Origin of the sequence: Azospirillum sp. A23, assembly GCF_042938965.1 — a bacterium.
In the GTDB taxonomy this organism is placed as follows: Bacteria; Pseudomonadota; Alphaproteobacteria; order Azospirillales; family Azospirillaceae; genus Azospirillum; species Azospirillum melinis.
Genome location: NZ_CP170663.1, coordinates 381,474 through 399,420 on the forward strand (window position 1 = coordinate 381,474; position 17,947 = coordinate 399,420).

General features: G+C 67.6%; 14 protein-coding genes. 7 read left to right on the top strand and 7 right to left on the bottom strand.

What is annotated here, in order from left to right; translation table 11 throughout:
* Window positions 1-59 precede the first annotated feature (59 nt).
* Together ABNQ40_RS01535 and ABNQ40_RS01540 are read right to left on the bottom strand one after the other, a co-directional pair.
* Window positions 60-1,142: an ABC transporter substrate-binding protein gene (locus tag ABNQ40_RS01535; RefSeq protein WP_109047567.1), complete on the bottom strand. Its 1,083-nt coding sequence runs from the start codon at window positions 1,140-1,142 to the stop codon at window positions 60-62.
* 64 nt (window positions 1,143-1,206) lie between these two features.
* Entirely contained in the window at window positions 1,207-2,628 is a 1,422-nt protein-coding gene (locus tag ABNQ40_RS01540; protein WP_109047568.1) for an FAD-binding oxidoreductase, read from the bottom strand.
* 310 nt (window positions 2,629-2,938) lie between these two features.
* Between ABNQ40_RS01540 and ABNQ40_RS01545 the strand changes: the two genes are divergently transcribed.
* On the top strand, window positions 2,939-3,856 hold the full coding sequence (locus ABNQ40_RS01545) for an exonuclease domain-containing protein (RefSeq protein WP_391345396.1): 918 nt from the start codon (window positions 2,939-2,941) through the stop codon (window positions 3,854-3,856).
* 269 nt (window positions 3,857-4,125) lie between these two features.
* Here the strand turns inward: ABNQ40_RS01545 and ABNQ40_RS01550 are convergent, their stop codons facing one another.
* Window positions 4,126-5,829 carry a methyl-accepting chemotaxis protein gene (locus ABNQ40_RS01550; RefSeq protein ID WP_109047570.1) on the bottom strand — a complete coding sequence of 568 codons (1,704 nt, stop codon included), beginning with the start codon at window positions 5,827-5,829 and terminating at the stop codon, window positions 4,126-4,128.
* A 329-nt stretch (window positions 5,830-6,158) separates the two neighbouring features.
* Between ABNQ40_RS01550 and ABNQ40_RS01555 the strand changes: the two genes are divergently transcribed.
* Together ABNQ40_RS01555 and ABNQ40_RS01560 are read left to right on the top strand one after the other, a co-directional pair.
* Window positions 6,159-7,565: a sigma-54 dependent transcriptional regulator gene (locus tag ABNQ40_RS01555; RefSeq protein WP_109047571.1), complete on the top strand. Its 1,407-nt coding sequence runs from the start codon at window positions 6,159-6,161 to the stop codon at window positions 7,563-7,565.
* Window positions 7,553-9,667 (top strand): cache domain-containing protein, encoded by a 2,115-nt coding sequence (locus ABNQ40_RS01560; protein WP_109047572.1) that lies wholly within the window; start codon window positions 7,553-7,555, stop codon window positions 9,665-9,667. Before ABNQ40_RS01555 ends, ABNQ40_RS01560 begins: the two co-directional genes overlap by 13 nt.
* Before the next feature lie 9 nt (window positions 9,668-9,676).
* On the opposite strand, the gene ABNQ40_RS01565 is transcribed toward ABNQ40_RS01560, so the two are convergent.
* Window positions 9,677-10,591 carry a formate dehydrogenase accessory protein FdhE gene (locus tag ABNQ40_RS01565; protein ID WP_109047573.1) on the bottom strand — a complete coding sequence of 305 codons (915 nt, stop codon included), beginning with the start codon at window positions 10,589-10,591 and terminating at the stop codon, window positions 9,677-9,679.
* Window positions 10,592-10,843: 252 nt separating this feature from the next.
* Between ABNQ40_RS01565 and fdnG the strand changes: the two genes are divergently transcribed.
* Genes fdnG through fdhD form a run of 4 tightly spaced genes read left to right on the top strand, consistent with a single transcriptional unit; the run spans window position 10,844 to window position 16,346 of the window.
* Window positions 10,844-13,906 (top strand): formate dehydrogenase-N subunit alpha, encoded by a 3,063-nt coding sequence (fdnG, locus tag ABNQ40_RS01570; protein WP_109047574.1) that lies wholly within the window; start codon window positions 10,844-10,846, stop codon window positions 13,904-13,906.
* A 4-nt stretch (window positions 13,907-13,910) separates the two neighbouring features.
* Complete coding sequence (fdxH, locus tag ABNQ40_RS01575; protein WP_109047575.1) at window positions 13,911-14,822, top strand: formate dehydrogenase subunit beta; 912 nt, start codon at window positions 13,911-13,913, stop codon at window positions 14,820-14,822.
* Window positions 14,819-15,493, top strand: a complete 675-nt coding sequence (locus tag ABNQ40_RS01580) for a formate dehydrogenase subunit gamma (RefSeq protein WP_109047576.1) — start codon at window positions 14,819-14,821, stop codon at window positions 15,491-15,493. Before fdxH ends, ABNQ40_RS01580 begins: the two co-directional genes overlap by 4 nt.
* Before the next feature lie 16 nt (window positions 15,494-15,509).
* Window positions 15,510-16,346 (top strand): formate dehydrogenase accessory sulfurtransferase FdhD, encoded by an 837-nt coding sequence (gene fdhD, locus ABNQ40_RS01585; RefSeq protein WP_247879500.1) that lies wholly within the window; start codon window positions 15,510-15,512, stop codon window positions 16,344-16,346.
* Window positions 16,347-16,466: 120 nt separating this feature from the next.
* Here fdhD and ABNQ40_RS01590 read toward each other — a convergent pair whose 3' ends face one another.
* Genes ABNQ40_RS01590 through hypA form a run of 3 tightly spaced genes read right to left on the bottom strand, consistent with a single transcriptional unit; the run spans window position 16,467 to window position 17,736 of the window.
* Window positions 16,467-17,045 (bottom strand): HupE/UreJ family protein, encoded by a 579-nt coding sequence (locus ABNQ40_RS01590; protein ID WP_109047577.1) that lies wholly within the window; start codon window positions 17,043-17,045, stop codon window positions 16,467-16,469.
* A gap of 44 nt (window positions 17,046-17,089) precedes the next feature.
* Entirely contained in the window at window positions 17,090-17,398 is a 309-nt protein-coding gene (locus ABNQ40_RS01595) for a HypC/HybG/HupF family hydrogenase formation chaperone (protein ID WP_247879501.1), read from the bottom strand.
* Window positions 17,395-17,736: a hydrogenase maturation nickel metallochaperone HypA gene (gene hypA, locus ABNQ40_RS01600; RefSeq protein WP_109047579.1), complete on the bottom strand. Its 342-nt coding sequence runs from the start codon at window positions 17,734-17,736 to the stop codon at window positions 17,395-17,397. The genes ABNQ40_RS01595 and hypA overlap by 4 nt, the downstream gene beginning before the upstream one ends.
* Between the last annotated feature and the right edge of the window lie 211 nt (window positions 17,737-17,947).

Sequence of the window (17,947 nt, forward strand, 5' to 3'; positions counted from 1 at the left end):
GATGGGGGCGGAAAGGGCGGGTGGGGGAGGCCGCACCGGCATCCCCCACCCGCTGTTCCTCAGCTCAGCAGCCAGGCGTTGTAGCGCTCGAGACCCTTCTGCTGGTTCTTCAGCCAGTAGTCGGCGTTGATCTGCACGCCGCGCTCGATGTTGGCCGGGAAGGTCGGGCAGTCGGGGGCGATCTTGGCGTCGATGTGCTTGAAGGCCTCCGGCTGGGTCACGCCGGCCGGGAAATACTTCACCAGCTCGGCCTGACGCTTGGGGTCGGAGGCGAACTTGATGAACTGCCGGCAGGCGTCGGCGTTCGGGGTACCGGCCAGGATCGACCAGCTGTCGAGGCCCCAGATGTTCTGGTCCCAAACGATGCCGACCGGCGCGCCGGCGGCGATGGCCGCCTGCGGACGCGACACCCAGGTCGGCACCATGTCGACTTCACCCGACAGCAGCATCTGCTCGACCTGCGCGCCGCTGGTCCAGAAGACGGAGATGTCCTTCTTGATGCGGTCCAGCGCCTTGAAGGCACGGTCGAGATCGCAGGGATAAACCTCGGCGTTCGGCACGCCGTCGGCCATCAGCGCCTGTTCGATGGTGTCGAACGGATGCTTGCGCAGGGCGCGGCGGCCGGGGAAGTTGGTGACGTCATAGAAATCCTTCCAGGAGGCCGGCGCCTTGCGGCCCTTGAAGGCTTCGGTGCGGTAGGCCAGCACGGTGGTGTAGACGTTGGTGCCGACGCCGTATTCCGACATGTACTGCTTGGGGATCGAGGCGACGGCCGGATCGGCCTCCAGCCCATGCTTCTCCAGCAGCGGCTTGTCGCCGCCGGTCAGCATCAGGATGGCCGGCTGGCTGATCTTCGCCATGTCCCAGGTGTAGGACTTGGCTTCCACCATCGAGCGGATCTGCGCGGTCGGCTCGGCATTGGCCTGGACGCCGACCACTTCGATGCCGGTCGCGGCGGTGAAGGGCTTGTAGAAGACCTCGCCATAGGCCTTGGTGTAGATGCCGCCGTCGTCGCGCACGACGATCCGCTTGTTCTGCGCGCGGGCCGGGCTCCAGATCGCCGGCATGGCAAGCGCGGCCGTGCCGGCGGCGCCGGCTTTCAGAAGGGTGCGGCGGGACCAGCCGGATTGGCGGATGCTCATGTCGGAACTCCTCGTGGTGAGCCGGAACGGCGGACGGAACGGCAGGAAACGATAAGGAAAGGGCTTAGCCCGGCGGCAGCAGGCGGCCGGGGTTGAACAGATTCTGTGGGTCCAGCGCCTGCTTCACCGCGCGCATCAGCGCCAGTTCGGCGGCTGGCTTGTAGCGCGCCATCTCGCCCAGCTGGACGCGGCCGACGCCGTGTTCGGCGCTGAAGGTGCCGTTCAGCCGGGCGGCCTCGTCGTTCACCGCATGGCGGATGGCGGCGGCGAGCGCCTCGCGGTCGGCAACCGCGTTCCAGGCGTCGAAGGTGAAGAAGGGGATGAAGTGGACGTTGCCGTCGCCGAGATGGGCGACGACGATCGACGGCACATCCGGCACCAGCGCCCGCACCGCAGCATTGGCGGCGTCGATGAAGGCGGGCACCGCCGACAGCGGCACCGCGCAGTCGGTGGTCAGGCCGACGCCGGCCTTCTTGTTGGCCTCCGACACGCTGTGGCGCACCTCCCACATGGCGTGGCGCTGGGCGTCGCTGGCGGCGAGCGCCGCGTCGGTCAGCAGGCCGTCGCCGAAGGCGTCCTCCAGGATCAGCTGAAGTTCCATGTCCAGCGCGTCGCCGTCGCTGTTGTCCGACAGCTCGATCAGCACATGCCAGTCGGCCGAAGTCTCGAGCGGGCTGCGGCGGCCCGGAACCTGCTCCACCACCAGATCGAGCTGGAGGCGGTTGATCATCTCGAAGGCCGACAGCCGGGCGCCGCAGCGTTGCTGCACGCGGGTCAGCAGGGTCAGCGCGTCGGCGGGATCCGCCATGCCGACCCAGGCGACGGCATGGCGCGTCGGCAGCGGATGCAGCTTCAGCGTCGCCGCCGTGACGATGCCCAGCGTGCCTTCCGATCCGATGAACAGATGCTTCAGGTCGTAGCCGGTGTTGTTCTTGCGCAGGCCGTACAGGCCGGACCAGATCGTGCCATCGGCCAGCACCACCTCCAGCCCCAGCACATTGTCGCGCGTGTTGCCGTAGCGCAGGACCGAGGTGCCGCCGGCGTTGGTCGCGATGGTTCCGCCGATCTGGCAGGAGCCCTCGGCGCCCAGACTGACCGGATAGAGCCGCCCCGCCGCCGCCGCCGCTTCCTGCACGGTGGCGAGCACGCAGCCGGCCTCGACCTCCATGGTGCTGTTAACCGGGTCGATGCTGCGCACTGCGCGCATCCGCGCCAGATTGAGGATGACCGGGGCGGGGCCGCTTTCCCATGGGGTGGCGCCGCCGCACAGGCTGGTGTTGCCGCCCTGCGGCAGCAGCGGAATCCCGTGCCGCGCGCAGCAGCGCACCACCGCCGCGACCTGTTCGGCATTCGCCGGCCGGACGAGGCAGAGGGCCGGCCCGCGGTAGCGCCCGCGCCAGTCTTCCGTCGCCGCGTCCAGGTCGGATTTGGATGTCAGAACGGCGTCGGCGCCGATGAGGCCCGACAGCTCAGCGATCACGTCCACACGCGATCTCCTTGATCTGCATAGTGTCTGTTTGTAATCGCTATTCGATTACAGCAACTGGAATATGATAGCGCGTGATTGGTGAGCCAACAATCCACTTTTTGCATAGAGACCGAATTTTTGGATAGACGGCGAAATTTCCGGGATGGAAGCGAATGCCAGTCGGCCCTGGCATTGCCGGGACGCCGTTCATGCGGCGGCGCGCACGCTCGACCTGCGGTGGCGACCCTGCCATTATCCCGTGATTGCGTGGTGCAACGGGGCGGTCCAGCCCCCAGGGCGAGAGTCGATGAGCCTTTCGAGCGATACAGTGCCTACCGATCCGTCGGCGGGGGCGAAGCCCAGGCAGAGCCGGTCGCCCTCCCGCCGTTACGTCGTCATCGACTGCGAGACCACCGGGCTGTCGACGGCCGGTGGCGACCGCATGGTCAGCTTCGCCGCCATCGAACTGGCGGATGCGGTCCCGACCGGCCGCAGTCTCAGCCTCATCTTCAATCCGGGGCGCAAGTCGAACCCGCATGCGCTGAGGGTGCACGGGCTGCCGGACCATCTGCTTCGCCACCAGGATCCCTTCCGCAGCGTCGCCCAGTACATCCTCGGCTTCCTGGAGGGCGCGGTGCTGGTCGGCCACAATGTCGGCTTCGACATCGAGTTCCTGCGGCATGAGTTCGAACTCTGCGGCATTCGCTGGATGGCGGGTCAATCGGTCTGCACCATGCAGCATGCCAGGGCGCAGGTGGCCGGGCGGGCGTCGCTCGATGCGGTGGCGACGCTGTTCGGCATCGATGTCGGGATCCGGGCGCGCTTCCACGGCGCCTTCGTCGATGCCGAGATCACCAGCCGCTTGTTCCAGAAGATGATCCTCGGCAGTGCGGAGATGCTGGCGGTTCCCCATCTGGCGCCGACCAACCAGATCGATCCGCCGCCGCTGGTCCTGCAACCGGCCGTTCCCATCACGCATGGCATCGCCGGCTATGCCTTCGCCGTCACCGGCGAGTTGACCGGCCTGTCGCGCGAGGGGGTGATGGCCCGCATCCAGGCGCTGGGCGGGTTCTGGCATCACAGCGTCCGCAAGGATACCGACTATCTCGTCGTCGGCCATGCCCCCGGCGCCACCAAGCTGGACACCGCCGCCGCCCGGCGCGCCAAGTACGGCAAGCCCGACACCATCGACGAGGCGCAGTTCTTCGCCATGGTCGCGGCGTCCGGCGCCCGCAGGCGCGCCTGACGCCCGCCCGGCGTTTTTAAATCCTGCGCTTAGCGTCGGCCGGAGGAGGTGGTAGGACTGGGTGACCCCCAGTGTTTCATCCACCGGAGGAACAGCATGGCGCGGTGGCGGCGGTCCACCCGATTCGATTCCGAAACAATCGAGTTCTGGCGCCGCAACCGGCCCTCGCGCGGTCGCGCCGACAGCGGATGGAACGGTGGAACAGGGGCGAAAAAAACTGTTCCATAGCGTTCCATCCGTTCGATCCGGCCGCGATGCGGCTGGTCGCGTCAGGCCGCGCGGACCTCTCCGATGAAGGCCTGGATCCGCTCGCGCAGCCGGTCGGAATCGTGCGACAGGCTGTCGGCGGCGCCCAGCACTTCCGTGGCCGCCTGTCCGACCTGCCCGGCGGAGCTGCTGACCTCGGCGATGTTGCCGGTCACCAGCTGGGTTCCCTGGGCCGCCTGCTGGATGTTGCGGCCGATTTCCTGGGTGGCGGCGGTCTGCTGCTCCACCGCCGCGGCGATGGCGCCAGCGATGGAATCGACGTCGTTGATGGTGCGGCCGATGGTCTGGATCGCCGTCACCGTGCCGTCCGTCACCGTCTGGATTTCGGCGATCTGGCTGCCGATCTCCTCGGTCGCCTGGGCGGTCTGGGTGGCGAGCGCCTTGACCTCCTGCGCCACGACGGCGAAGCCCTTGCCCGCCTCGCCGGCCCGCGCTGCCTCGATGGTGGCATTGAGGGCGAGAAGGTTGGTCTGGCTGGCGATGTTCTGGATCAGGCTGACCACATCGCCGATCCGCTGGGCGGCCTCGACCAGCCGGGCGACCAGCGCGTTGGTCCGCTCGCCCTCCTGCACCGCATTGCGGGCGATGGCGGCGGCGGCGTTGACCTGCCGGCCGATCTCGCCGATGGAGCTTCCCAGCTGTTCCGACGCCGCCGCGACGGTGGCTACGTTTGCGGAGGACTGGGCCGTGGTGGCGGCGACGGTCGCCGCCTGTTCCGTCGTCTGCGAGGCGATGGCGGTCATGGTCTCGGCATTGCCGCGCAGATGGCGGGCCGCCGTCGCCACCGCCTGAACCACGTCCTGCACATCGGCGTCGAAGCGGTCGGCCAGCGCCCGCATGCCGGCCTGCCGGTCGCGTTCCGCCTGAAGCTTCTGCGCCTCGCGCTCCTCCTGCAGGGTGCGCATGGCGAGGCCGTTGCTCTTGAACACCAGCAGCGCGCGGGCGAGCAGCCCGACCTCGTCCTTGCGGCCGGCGCCCTGGATGTCGACCGCGAGATTGCCGTCGGCGATGGCGGTCATGTCGGCGACCAACCGGTGCAGCGGCCGGACGACGAAAGCCACGATGATGGAACCGAACAGGCCGAAAGCGACCAGCAGGCCCACGCCCGTGACACCGTACAGGCGGGTCATCACGCTGGAGGACAGCGCCAGCGCCCGGTCCTCGGCGCGCTTGGTCTCCGCCAGGCTATGCTCCACCCGCTCCGACAGGGCCGCGTTCAGCTTCTGCCGGACCGGGCGGCCGACGTCGATCGACACGCGGATCGCGCTGTCGGTGTCATAGGCCCGCGCCAGCTCGACCGCCTTCTGGGACACCCGCTCATACTCGCCGACGATGGATTTGATCCCGGAGATCGCCTCGCGGTCGGCCGGGGCGTCGTAGGCCGCGGCAAGCCGGTCGATGGCGGTCAGCGCCTTGCCGATGTTGTCCTTGTAGCTCGCGAAGGCGGCGTCGATGCGCTCGCGCGTGCCGGCGACCAGCGCGTTGGATTCAGCGTCCATCGCATCGCCCATGGCCGACTGGATGGTCAGTGCCGCCGACAGCCGCCCGGCCACCACATCGGTCACCCGGCTCGTGGAGGCGGTCAGGTCGACCAGTGCCGATCTGGCCGTCCAGACCACGCTGCCCATGACGGCAAGCAGCAGGACCGCCGGGATGAGCAGCTTGTGAACCAGTTTCCGATCGGAAAACCAGGCGTGCAGGGCCATGGGATATCTCTTTCCAAGGACGATGAAGTGGATCGGGGGCGTTCTGCCCAAGGCAACCGGCGGCAACGGGATCAGGAAAACCCGAGCCTAATTAATTGCTATGCGATTGCAATGACTGAAATATGATAGACAATAGTTTGTGTCCAAACAAACGGTTTTTCTTGCCAACCGTGTGCCGCAGACGGGGGCGCCGCAATCAAAGCGGTAGTGAATTGTTAACCCAACCGGGAGGCAGTAGCGGCAGATTGCCGCTTGTCACTGGAAACAGTGTGGGCATTCGTTATGATCGCGCCGTCATATCCCTGTCCGATGCCTCGCTGAAGCCCAGAATGCCAACTGACTCCCTGCCGCCCGACGACACAGCCATCCCGTCCGCGGCGGCAGCGGAGGAGCCGGCAACCGCACCGTCCGTGCTGATCGTCGATGACGAGGAAGGCATCCGCAATTTCCTGTCGCGCAGCCTGGAGCGGCGCGGCTGGCGCGTCACCACGACGGGCAGCGCCGAGGACGCTGCACTTCATCTGGAACGGCACTGTGTCGATCTGATCATCCTCGACATCGCCCTGCCGGGGCAGTCGGGCCTCGACTGGCTGAAGGAGTTGCAGGCGGCCGGCTTCGGCGGCGACGTGATCCTGATCACCGCCTTCGCCGACATCGACACCGCCATCGAGGCGCTGCGGGCCGGGGCGGCCGATCTGATCCTGAAGCCGTTCCGGGTCGAGCAGATCGTCAGCGCCATCGCCCGCTGCATGGAGCGCACCCGGCTCCAGCGCGAGAACTTCGTCCTGCGGCGTCAACTGGCCAAGCGGCGAGGCACCACCGACGAGATCGTCGGCCGCTCGGCGGCCATCCTGCGCCTGCGGGCGCTCATCGAACGGGTCGCTCCGTCGCCGTCCACCGTGCTGATCGAAGGGGAGTCCGGCGTCGGCAAGGAGCTGGTGGCGCGTGCCCTGCACACCCGCTCGCACCGTGCCGAGCGGCCCTTCGTGGCGCTGAACTGCGCCGCCGTGTCGGCCGATCTGGTGGAGGCGGAGCTGTTCGGCCATCTGCGCGGCGCCTTCACCGGGGCCAAGGAGGCTCGCAAGGGGCTGTTCTACTACGCCCATGGCGGCACGCTGTTCCTGGACGAGATCGGCGAACTGCCGCTGGCGCTGCAATCGAAGCTGCTGCGCGTTCTGGAGGAGCGCCGCATCCGTCCGGTCGGCGGCGAACAGGAGCTTCCGGTGGATGTCCGCGTCGTGGCCGCGACCAACCGCGATCTGAAGGCGGAGGTTGCCGCCGGCCGGTTCCGGGCGGATCTGTTCTACCGGCTCGCCGTGATGACCCTGCGCGTTCCGCCGCTGCGGGAGCGGGGCGACGATGTGGTCGAGCTGGCGCGCCGCTTCATGGGGGTGCTGTCGCTGCGCCTGGGGGTTCCGCCGCTGGACATCGACCCGCCGCTCGAAGCGGCGCTGATCGCGCATGGTTGGCCGGGCAACGTGCGCGAACTGCGCAACCTCGTGGAGCGCGCCCTGCTGTTCGGCGAGTTTCCGCTGGAGGATCTGGGGCTGTCGGTCCATGTCGCCCCGGAGGGGGGAGCCGTCGACGCGGCCGGCGGGCAGACGCTGGCCGAGGTCGAGAAGCGCCACATCCTGGCCGTGCTGGCCGATTGCGGCGGGAACCGGGCGCGGGCCGCCGCCCTGCTGGGGGTGTCGCGCAAGACGCTCGACCGGAAGTGGGCCGAATGGGGCGTCTGAGCCGCCTGCGCGCCGCGCTGGACGAGCGTCTGACACCCTTCACGGGATCGGTCCGCCACAAGCTGCTGGCGCTGGTCCTGGCGCCGCTGCTGCTGGGCATGCCGGCCCTGCTGCTGATCGTCTGGTACTGGGGCACCCAGGGCTACAACCAGCTGCTGATCAACAAGGTCAGCGCCGATCTCGGCACCGCCCGGCAGGTGTTCGACCGCGTGCAGGGCACGGTCGGCGACGGGCTGGCGGCGCTCGCCGCCTCCCACCGGCTGGCGCTTGCGCTCAACGGTCAAAAGGGCGGCAGGCTGGAGGCGCTGCTGGACGAGACCGCGCGCCGGCAGGGGCTGGATTTCCTGCTGCTGCTCGATCCGCAGGGCCGGGTGCGGTCCGGCGCCGGATCGGAGGGTGCCGGTTCGGAAGGGGCCGACCGGTCCGGCTGGACGGTGGTGCGCTCGGCATTGCGAGGCTCCAGCACCCACGGGCTCGACGTGCTGGAGCCGGAGCATCTCGCCGCCATCGACCCGTCCCTGCCGGCCCGCACCCTCATCCCGCTGGTCCCCACCCGCAATGCCGCTTCCACCGCGCGCAGCGTGGAGGACCGGGCCCTGACCATCCACGCCGCCGTGCCGATTTTCGGGCTCGACGGGGTGCTGCTCGGCGTGCTGGAGGGCGGCATGCTGCTCAACGGCAGCCAGACCATCGTCGACCGCATCAACACCGTCGTCTATCAGGAGGCGTCGCTGCCGCTGGGCAGCCAGGGCACCGCCACGCTGTTCCTCGACGACACCCGCATCGCCACCAATGTCCGCCTGTTCGAGGGGGAGCGTGCGCTCGGTACGCGGGCGTCGGCGGCGGTCTATCGCCGGGTGATGGGCGAGGGGAGGGTATGGCTGGGCTCCGCCTTCGTGGTCGACGACACCTATGTCTCCGGCTACGAGCCGTTGCTCGACACCGGGGGGCGGCGCATCGGCATGCTGTATGTCGGCTTTCTGGAAGCGCCGTTGCAGGACGCGCTGTACCGCGCCATGACCGGGCTGGTCCTGGCGTTCCTGGTGGTTTCCGCGCTCGGAACCCTGGCCGACCTGCGTTTCGCCCAGGCCATTTTCCGGCCGCTCGAACGGATGAACCGGGTCATCGCCACCATCGAGGCGGGCGACGAAACGGCGCGCGCCGGGCCGAGCCGGAGCCGGGACGAGCTCGGGCGGCTGTCGCGGGCCTTCGACCAGCTTCTGGACTCGCTGGCGGCCCGCCGGCTGGAATTGCAGCGGTCGGCCGAAGACCTCGACCGCAAGGTCGCGGAGCGCACGGCCGAGCTGGAAAGCGCCAATGCCACGCTCCGGCAGGCCAGCCGCCAACTGGTGTTGAGCGAGAAGCTGGCCGCCATCGGCCAGTTGACTGCCGGGGTCGCCCACGAGATCAACAACCCCGTCGCGGTGATCCAGGGCAACCTCGACCTGATGGGCGAGGTGCTGGGCGATGCCGCCGCACCGGTGAAGGACGAGATCCGCCTGATCGACGAGCAGACCCGGCGCATCCAGACCATCATCGCCAAGCTGCTCCAGTTCGCCCGGCCGGGCGACTATGCCGGGCAGGCGGAGCCGGTCGACGTCAACGCGGTGGTCCTCGACTGCCTGCTGCTGACCCGCCACACCATGGGGCGCCGCCGCATCGCGGTGGAAACCAGCCTGACAGCGACGGTGCCGGTCGAGATCAGCCGGGGCGAGCTGCAGCAGGTGCTGGTCAACCTGATGGTCAACGCCGTCCAGGCGATGCCGGACGGCGGCACGCTGACCATCGAAACCGCCGACACGCGCCTCCCGGAGGATGGCGAGGCAGGCGTCGTCCTGTCGGTCCACGACACCGGACACGGCATCCAGCCCGACTGTCTCGGCCGCGTCTTCGATCCCTTCTTCACCACCAAGAAATCCGAGGGGACGGGGCTGGGCCTGTCGATCAGCTTCGCCATCGTCCAGCGCCAGGGCGGTCACATCGCCGTGGAAAGCCGGCCCGGCCTCCGCACCACCTTCACCGTGAAATTGCGCCGGAAGGCCCGCTTCGCCGGCCGGCCCGGCGAAGCGGCATCCCCATCGATCCTGTTCGGCGACGAGTGAACCCGACGCTCATCCCGCCTGGGCAAGGAATGGGTTGCCGCCGATCCGCTGGAATCCCTCGTCGCCGACCAGGATGTCGAGGGCGAAGGAGGCGAGGTCGTCGGCCACCGGGTCGAGGCCGGGCGCCTTCTCCATCAGGAACAGCTTCAGATAGCCATTGCAGGATTCGCAGGTTTCGGCCCGTGCGGGATCGTTGGACCCGTTGCTGGAGTCCTCACCCGCCTCGATCAGCCGAAGCTCGATCCGGTTGCCTTCGCCGCAGGCGACGCAGGCGCTGCGGACATGGTGCCACGCCGTATGGCAGAGGCCGCAATGGAGATAGCGCAGCCCGCCGATCTCGCTCCCGGTGTGGATCACCCCGGCGACCGGCGCGCTTCCGCAAACCGGGCAGTGGCCGGCCACCGCCGAGGCGGAGACCGCACCGGCCTCCAATCCGCCGGCGTGGCGGGTCCAGGCGACCTGAAGGGCGGCGACGATGAAGGGCGCACCGCCGATGTCCTCCCGGTTCGCCGCGCCGGTCAGCAGCCGCGCAGCCAAGGCGTTCAGCGCCTCCCTGTCGCCCCAGGGCAGATCCTCCAGCGCAGTCTCCGCCGCCGCCGGGAGCATGCCGCGCAGCTGGCTGCGCAGCTGTTCCAGGTCGGAAAGCCAGCCTGTCTCAGGCGCCGCCGCGGCTGGGACCGTTGCCAGCGCGTGCTGGACATCGCTCAACTGCGCCATGAAGGCCAACCAGGAGGACAAGCGATGACCGCTGGCGAGGCTGCGAAGACGCTTGGCGCGGTGCTGAAACAGCTTGCCGGCATCCGGCAGGCGCACGGGGGACGGCGACCGGCCGGGCTCCAGTCCGGTGGCGGCCATGGCTTCGGCCATCGCCCCGCTGACGGGAGTGGATCCTTCGGTAGCAGTGGCGTGGCGGTGCTGGGACATGGGGGCCGCTTCTCCTGAGGTTGCGCCCGCCGTCCTCTGCAATTTCCGTACAAGCCGGCCGAGCCGCCTTTTCGCAGCGGAAAGCGCCAATCGGCCTAACCCTTATGTGGACATTCTGTCCCTCCGATCCGGACAGAATGTCCATAAAGACGCTAAGGCCATGACGGAAAGCCACAGGATTTGAGGGCTTTTCCGGACTGGCACGGAACCTGCCTTGGGCGCGCCCAGAACAGCGCCAATCCGGGAGGAACCATGCAGCTCAGTCGTCGGCAATTCATGAAGGGAACGGCGGGGGGAATCGCGGCCTCCAGCGTTGCGGCGCTGGGGTTCCTGCCGGCGACTGCACTGGCCGAGGTGCGGCAGTTCAAGCTGGCCCGCGCCAAGGAGATTCGCAACACCTGCCCCTACTGTTCGGTCGGCTGCGGCCTGCTGATGTACAGCCTGGGCGACGGCGCCAAGAATGCGAAGGCGGAGATCGTCCATATCGAAGGCGACCCCGACCATCCGGTCAGCCGCGGCTCGCTCTGTCCGAAGGGCGCTGGCCTGCTGGACTTCATCCACAGCCCGAACCGCCTCAAATATCCGGAGGTGCGCGAGGCCGGCAGCAGCGAGTGGAAGCGCATCTCCTGGCATGAGGCGGTCGCGCGCATCGCCCGCCACATGAAGGACGACCGCGACGCCAACATCGTCGTCAGGAACGACCAGGGCGTGACGGTGAACCGCTGGGTGTCGACGGCGATGCTGACCGCCTCGGCCTCGTCGAACGAGACCGGCATCCTGACGCAGAAGTTCATGCGCTCGCTCGGCATCGTCGGCACCGACGCGCAGGCCCGCGTCTGCCATGGCCCGACCGTGTCGGCGCTGGCCTCCACCTTCGGGCGGGGGGCGATGACCAACACCTGGGTGGACATCTCCAACGCCGACTTCATCCTGGTGATGGGCGGCAACCCGGCCGAGGCGCACCCCGTCGGCTTCAAATGGGCCATCGAGGCGAAGAAGAGGGGCGCCCGGATCGTCGTTGTCGATCCGCGCTTCAACCGCTCCGCTGCCGTGGCTGACGAGTATGTCCCGATCCGCGCCGGCTCCGACATCGTCTTTCTGGGCGGCGTCATCAACTGGCTGATCGCCAACGACAAGATCCAGTGGGAGTATGTGAAGGCGTTCACCAACGCCTCCTACATCGTCGACGAGGGCTTCGGCTTCGAAGACGGCCTGTTCTCCGGCTTCGATCCGGCCAAGGGCCAGTACGACCGCAAGAGCTGGAACTACGAGTTCGACGAGGCGGGCAACGCCAGGACCGACCCGACGCTCCAGCATCCGCGCTGCGTATGGAACCTGATGAAGGCCCATTACGCGCGCTACACGCCCGACGTGGTGGCCGACCTGACCGGCAGTCCGAAGGACGGCTTCCTGACGGTCTGCCGCTATCTTGGCGCGACGTCGGCGCGCGACAAGGTCGGCACGATCCTCTACGCGCTGGGCTGGACCCAGCACACCGTCGGCGCCCAGAACATCCGCACCATGGCGATGATCCAGCTGCTGCTGGGCAACATCGGCATGCCCGGCGGCGGCGTGAACGCGCTGCGCGGCCACTCCAACATCCAGGGCCTGTCCGATCTCGGCCTGCTGTCCACCAGCCTGCCCGGCTATCTGACGCTGCCCAATGAGAAGGCGCACCCGACGCTCGCCGACTATCTCGCCAGGACGACGCCCAAGGCGCAGCAGCCCGGCCAGCTCAATTTCTGGAGCAACACGCCGAAATTCTTCGTCAGCCTGATGAAGTGGTTCTGGGGCGACAATGCCACCCGGGACAATGACTGGGGCTACGACTGGATCCCCAAGTGGGACAAGATGTACGACGTGCTTCAGGTCATGGACCTGATGCACAACGGCAAGGTCAACGGGTTGATCGTCCAGGGCTTCAACCCGCTGACCTCCTTCCCCGACGCGCGCAAGACCGCCGCCTGCTTCTCCAAGCTGAAATACATGGTGGTGATCGACCCGATCGCCACGGAGACGGCGTCCTTCTGGCGCAATCACGGCGAGATCAACGACGTCGACACCGCCGCCATCAAGACCGAGGTGTTCCGCCTGCCGTCGACCTGCTTCGCCGAGGAGGACGGCGCCATCGTCAATTCGGCGCGTTGGCTGCAATGGCACTACAAGGGCGCCAATCCGCCGGGCGAGGCCAAGACCGACCAGGAGATCATCGCCGAGCTATTCGTCGCGCTGCGCGACCTCTACCGCCGGGACGGCGGCACGGCGCCGGAGCCGATCCTCAATCTCTCCTGGCCCTATCGGAACCCGCTGGAACCGACGCCGGAGGAACTGGCGAAGGAATTGAACGGCCGGGCGCTGGCCGACATCCCCGACCCGAAGGACCCGACGAAGTTCCTGGCCCGCAAGGGCGAGCAGCTTCCCGGCTTCGCGCTGATGCAGGATGACGGCTCCACCCTGTCGGCCTGCTGGATCTTCGCCGGCTGCTGGACCCAGGCGGGCAACCAGATGGCGCGGCGCGACAACTCCGATTCCGGCCTCGGCAACACGCCGGGCTGGGCATGGGCCTGGCCGGCCAACCGCCGCATCATCTACAACCGTGCCTCCTGCGACCCGTCGGGCAAGCCCTGGGATCCGAAGCGCACGCTGATCGCCTGGACCGGCGAGCGGTGGGCGGGCGCCGACGTGCCGGACTTCAAGATCGACGCGGCGCCCTCCAGCGGCATGAACCCCTTCATCATGAATCCGGAGGGCGTCGGTCGCCTGTTCGCCACCGACAAGCTGGTGGATGGCCCGTTCCCCGAACATTACGAGCCGATGGAAAGCCCGCTCGGCACCAACCCGCTCCATCCGAAGGTGGTCACCAGCCCGGCGGTGCGCATCTTCCCCGCCGACAAGGCGCGGCTCGGCGCCCATGACCAGTTCCCCTATGTCGGCACCACCTACCGCCTGACCGAGCATTTCCAGTTCTGGACCAAGAGCGTGGCGCTGAACGCCATCGCCCAGCCCGAACAGTTCGTGGAGATCGGCGAGACGCTGGCCGCCGAGAAGGGCATCCGCACCGGCGACACCGTGAAGGTCAGCTCGCGGCGCGGCTTCATCAAGGCGAAGGCGGTGGTGACCAAGCGCGTCAAGGCGCTGACGGTCAGCGGCAAGACCATCCATCAGGTCGGCATCCCGCTGCACTGGGGGTGGGAGACGGTGGCGCGCAAGGGCTACCTGTCCAACACCCTGCCGCCGGCCGTCGGCGACTGCAACACCCAGACGCCGGAATACAAGGCGTTCCTCGTGAACGTCGAGAAGATCGTGGGAGCGTAACGCCATGACCTCGTCATCCCTGGACATCCAGCGCCGCTCGGCGAGCCCGACCGCGGCGGCCGAGGCCCGGAACCCGGCCGAGATCGCCCAGCTCATCGACGTGTCGGTCTGCATCGGCTGCAAGGCCTGTCAGGTCGCCTGTTCCGAATGGAACGAACTGCGCGCCGACGTCGGCACCTGCGTCGGCGTCTACGACAATCCGACCGACCTGTCGTCGCAGGCCTGGACCGTCATGCGCTTCGCCGAGGTGGAGGAGAACGGCAAGCTGGAGTGGCTGATCCGCAAGGACGGCTGCATGCATTGCGCCGAGCCCGGCTGCCTCAAGGCCTGCCCGTCGCCGGGCGCCATCGTCCAGCACAAGAACGGCATCGTCGACTACAACCAGGATAACTGCATCGGCTGCGGTTATTGCGTGTCCGGCTGCCCGTTCAACGTGCCGCGCCTCAGCCCGAAGGACGGCAAGGCGTACAAGTGCAACATGTGCTCCGACCGCGTGGCGGTCGGGCTGGAGCCGGCCTGCGTCAAGACCTGTCCGACCGGCGCCATCCAGTTCGGCTCGAAGGAGGACATGAAGGAGGTCGCGGCCACCCGCATCGCCGACCTCCAGAGCCGCGGTTTCCAGAATGCCGGCCTTTACGACCCGCCGGGCGTCGGCGGCACGCACACGATGTATGTGCTGCACCATGCCGACAAGCCGGAGCAGTATTCCGGCCTGCCCAACGATCCGTCGATCAGCACGGCGGTCGGCCTGTGGAAAGGCGCCCTGAAACCGCTGGCGACGGTCGGCATCGCCGCCGCCGGCCTGTTCGGCTTCTTCCATTACATCACGGTCGGTCCCAACCGGGCTGATGACGACGCTCACCACGACGCCCACGACGACGCAAAGGCGGACACCCGCGAGGAGGACCGGTCATGACGGACAAGGCTGAAAATCTGGCCGCGCAAAATCCGGCCGCCGAAAATCCGGCCAGGGAAAAGCTGATCCAGCGCTACAGCGCCGCCGAGCGGATCAATCACTGGATCGTCGCGGTCTGCTTCGTGCTGCTGGCGATCTCCGGTCTGGCCTTCTTCTACCCGGCCTTCTTCTGGCTGACCGGCGTGTTCGGCACGCCGGAACTGGCGCGCATCGTCCATCCCTTCGTCGGGGTGGTCATGTTCGTCGCCTTCGGCCGGCAGTTCTTCCGCTACTGGCACCACAACCTGCTGAACCGCGAGGACATCCGCTGGATGGTCGCGGTGAAGGAGGTCATGAAGGGCAACGAGGTCGGCGACATCGGCCGCTACAACGGCGGCCAGAAGGCCATGTTCTGGGTGATGGTGCTGTGCATGGCCGGCCTGCTGGGCTCGGGCGTGATCGCGTGGCGGCCCTATTTCGCCGCCTCCTTCCCGATCCCGGTCATCCGCATCGCCCTGCTGGTCCATGCGACGAGCGCGGTGGTGCTGATCTCCTCGATCATCGTGCATGTCTACGCAGCGCTTTGGGTTCAGGGCACGATCCGCGCGATGGTCGAAGGCGTTGTTACCCATGGCTGGGCCAGGAAGCACCATCCGCGCTGGTATCGCGAGACCACGGGCAAGAAGGTCTGAGCCCTAGGAGACTGACATGCCGCTCGACATGCTGACCGACCCTTCGGACGGAACCGCCTTTCCAACCGTCCACCGCACCGCCGTCCTGCGGCTGGAGCGGGGGCGGGCGGAGGCCTGCGACGACCTTGTGGTCGAGGAGGTCCCGGTCGCGCTGGTCTACAACCGCATTTCCCATGCGGTGATGCTGGCCTCGCCCGAGAATCTGGACGATCTGGGGCTGGGTTTCAGCCTGTCGGAGGGCATCCTGGCCGGTCCGGACGAACTGTTCGACATCGCCGTCAGGGAGGGCTGCGACGGGCTGGAGGTCCATATGGACATCCCGTTGGAGCGATTCATGGCCCTGAAGGACCGCCGCCGCAGCATGACCGCGCGCACCGGCTGCGGCCTGTGCGGGGTCGAGAAGCTGGAGGCGGTGGCCCGTGTCAAGGACAGGGTGGTGCGCGGCGCACCCGTGCCGGTCGGCGCCGTGACCCGCGCCCTTGCCGACTTCGCCGAGCACCAGCGCCTGCACCGCCTGACAGGCGCCGTCCACGGCGTCGCCTGGGTCGATCGGTCGGGCGCGATCAAAGCGATCCGCGAGGATGTCGGCCGGCACAACGCGCTCGACAAGCTGATCGGCTGGATGGCGCGCATGGGAATCGACGCCACCGAAGGCTTCATCCTGACCTCCAGCCGGGCCAGCTTCGAAATGGTCCAGAAGGCGGCGGTTGCCGGGGTCGGATGCCTCGTCGCCATCTCCGCTCCGACCGCGCTGGCCGTGCGGCTGGCGGAGGGGTGCGGTTTGACGCTGGCAGGCTTCGCGCGTGACGAGCGCATCGTGGTCTACAGCCATCCCGGCCATTTCATCGTGTGAAGGCCAGGGATCGCGATTGCCCGTTCTTGCAATCGACAAAACCGAACGCCCCGGTTCGATGGAGCCGGGGCGTTCGCATGTCTGGTTTGGTCGATAAGAGCCGGGGACCCGCCGATCCCATCAGCAGCGACCTGACGACGTTGACGAGTCCGGCTGCCGCCGCATCCGCGATACCAGCAGCCTGCGCGGAATATGGCGAGCCAGCCCCATGGCGATGCCGGCACCGTGCAGCATCGCGGTGGAAAGGACGAAGCCAAGCCCGTAAAGGAGCGGCTCAGCGGTCTGCGGCATCTCGGTGCCGTGGGCATGGCCATGCAGGACGGCGAAGGCGCCGACCAGGAGCGCGGCGGCGGCGACCGGCACCCGCCTGTTCAGCAGCACCAGCAGCCCGAGCACCGCCACGGAGGCGGCGATCCCGGCTTCCACTGCCGGCAGTTCGATCCCCGCCATTCCAAGCGCGGCACCGCCGGACAGCATGGCGATGAAGGCGGCCGGCAGCATCCAGATCGCGCGGCCGCCATTCTGTGCCGCCCAGATGCCGACCGCCACCATGGTCAGCAGATGGTCGATGCCGGTCAGCGGGTGGAGCACCCCCTGAAGGAACATCGCGTCGCCGGCATGGCCGGTGTGGGCGGCAGCCGGCAGAGCCAGCGTCGCCGCCAGAACGCCGGCAAGGCCGGCGGAAAGCAACCTGTTCATCGGAACGATCTCCTCGTGGGGTTCGGCCGGCCACGTCGCCCGTGTCAGGCGAGCAGGGAGGCTTTCAGGTGCCCTCTCCCGGCCTCCGCCTCGTCGATCTGGCGAAGCAGGTCAAGGGTGACCCGTGCGTCTGCTTCCTCGACGCGGGAAAGTGCGAAGCCAAGATGGACTAGGACCCATTGGCCGATCTGACCGTTCATGTCGTCGCCCGCTTCGGCGATGCAGGACAGGTCGATTTCCCGCCTTTCGCCCAGGATGTCTGCAACGGCGAGCATCCGCCGGGCATCGGCGATGGCGATGATTCTGGCCGGTACTCCCAGGCACATGGTCGGGCTCCTTCTCGCCGCGGTCACGCCACTTCCAGTTCGACGAGCGTCAGGTCGTCGCCGCCGCGGGGGGACAGGCGCAGGCCGCCGCAGATCGGGCAGGGGGAGAGGCGCGTCTGAACCTCTCTCTCGCTGGAGCAGTCTTCACACCAGACCAAACCGGGCGGCTGCTGAATGTCCACCGTCGCTCCCTCGGCCAACGTATCGCGCCTGACCACGTCGAAGGCGAAGCGAAGGGCCTCCGGATCGACGCAGGCGAACCGCCCGACCGCCAACCGGATCCGCGTGACCCGATGGAAGGCGTGGCGCTGCGATTCCTCCTGCAGCAAGTCGATCAGGCGTTCGCACAATGAGAGTTCATGCATCGTCCTTCTCCACGATGGGAGCCGGAAGTACCGAGCGACAAAAAGCATCGGCTCAAAAGACCTCCAAGGGATATCACCGACACTTGATCACCGCAAACTATAAATTGGGACAATGGCTGTTTTCATAGAACAAGATTGTCTGATAATGGATTACTATCGCTCAATAAATGGTATTTATTCAGATATATTCGGAGAATATTTGGCATGAGCC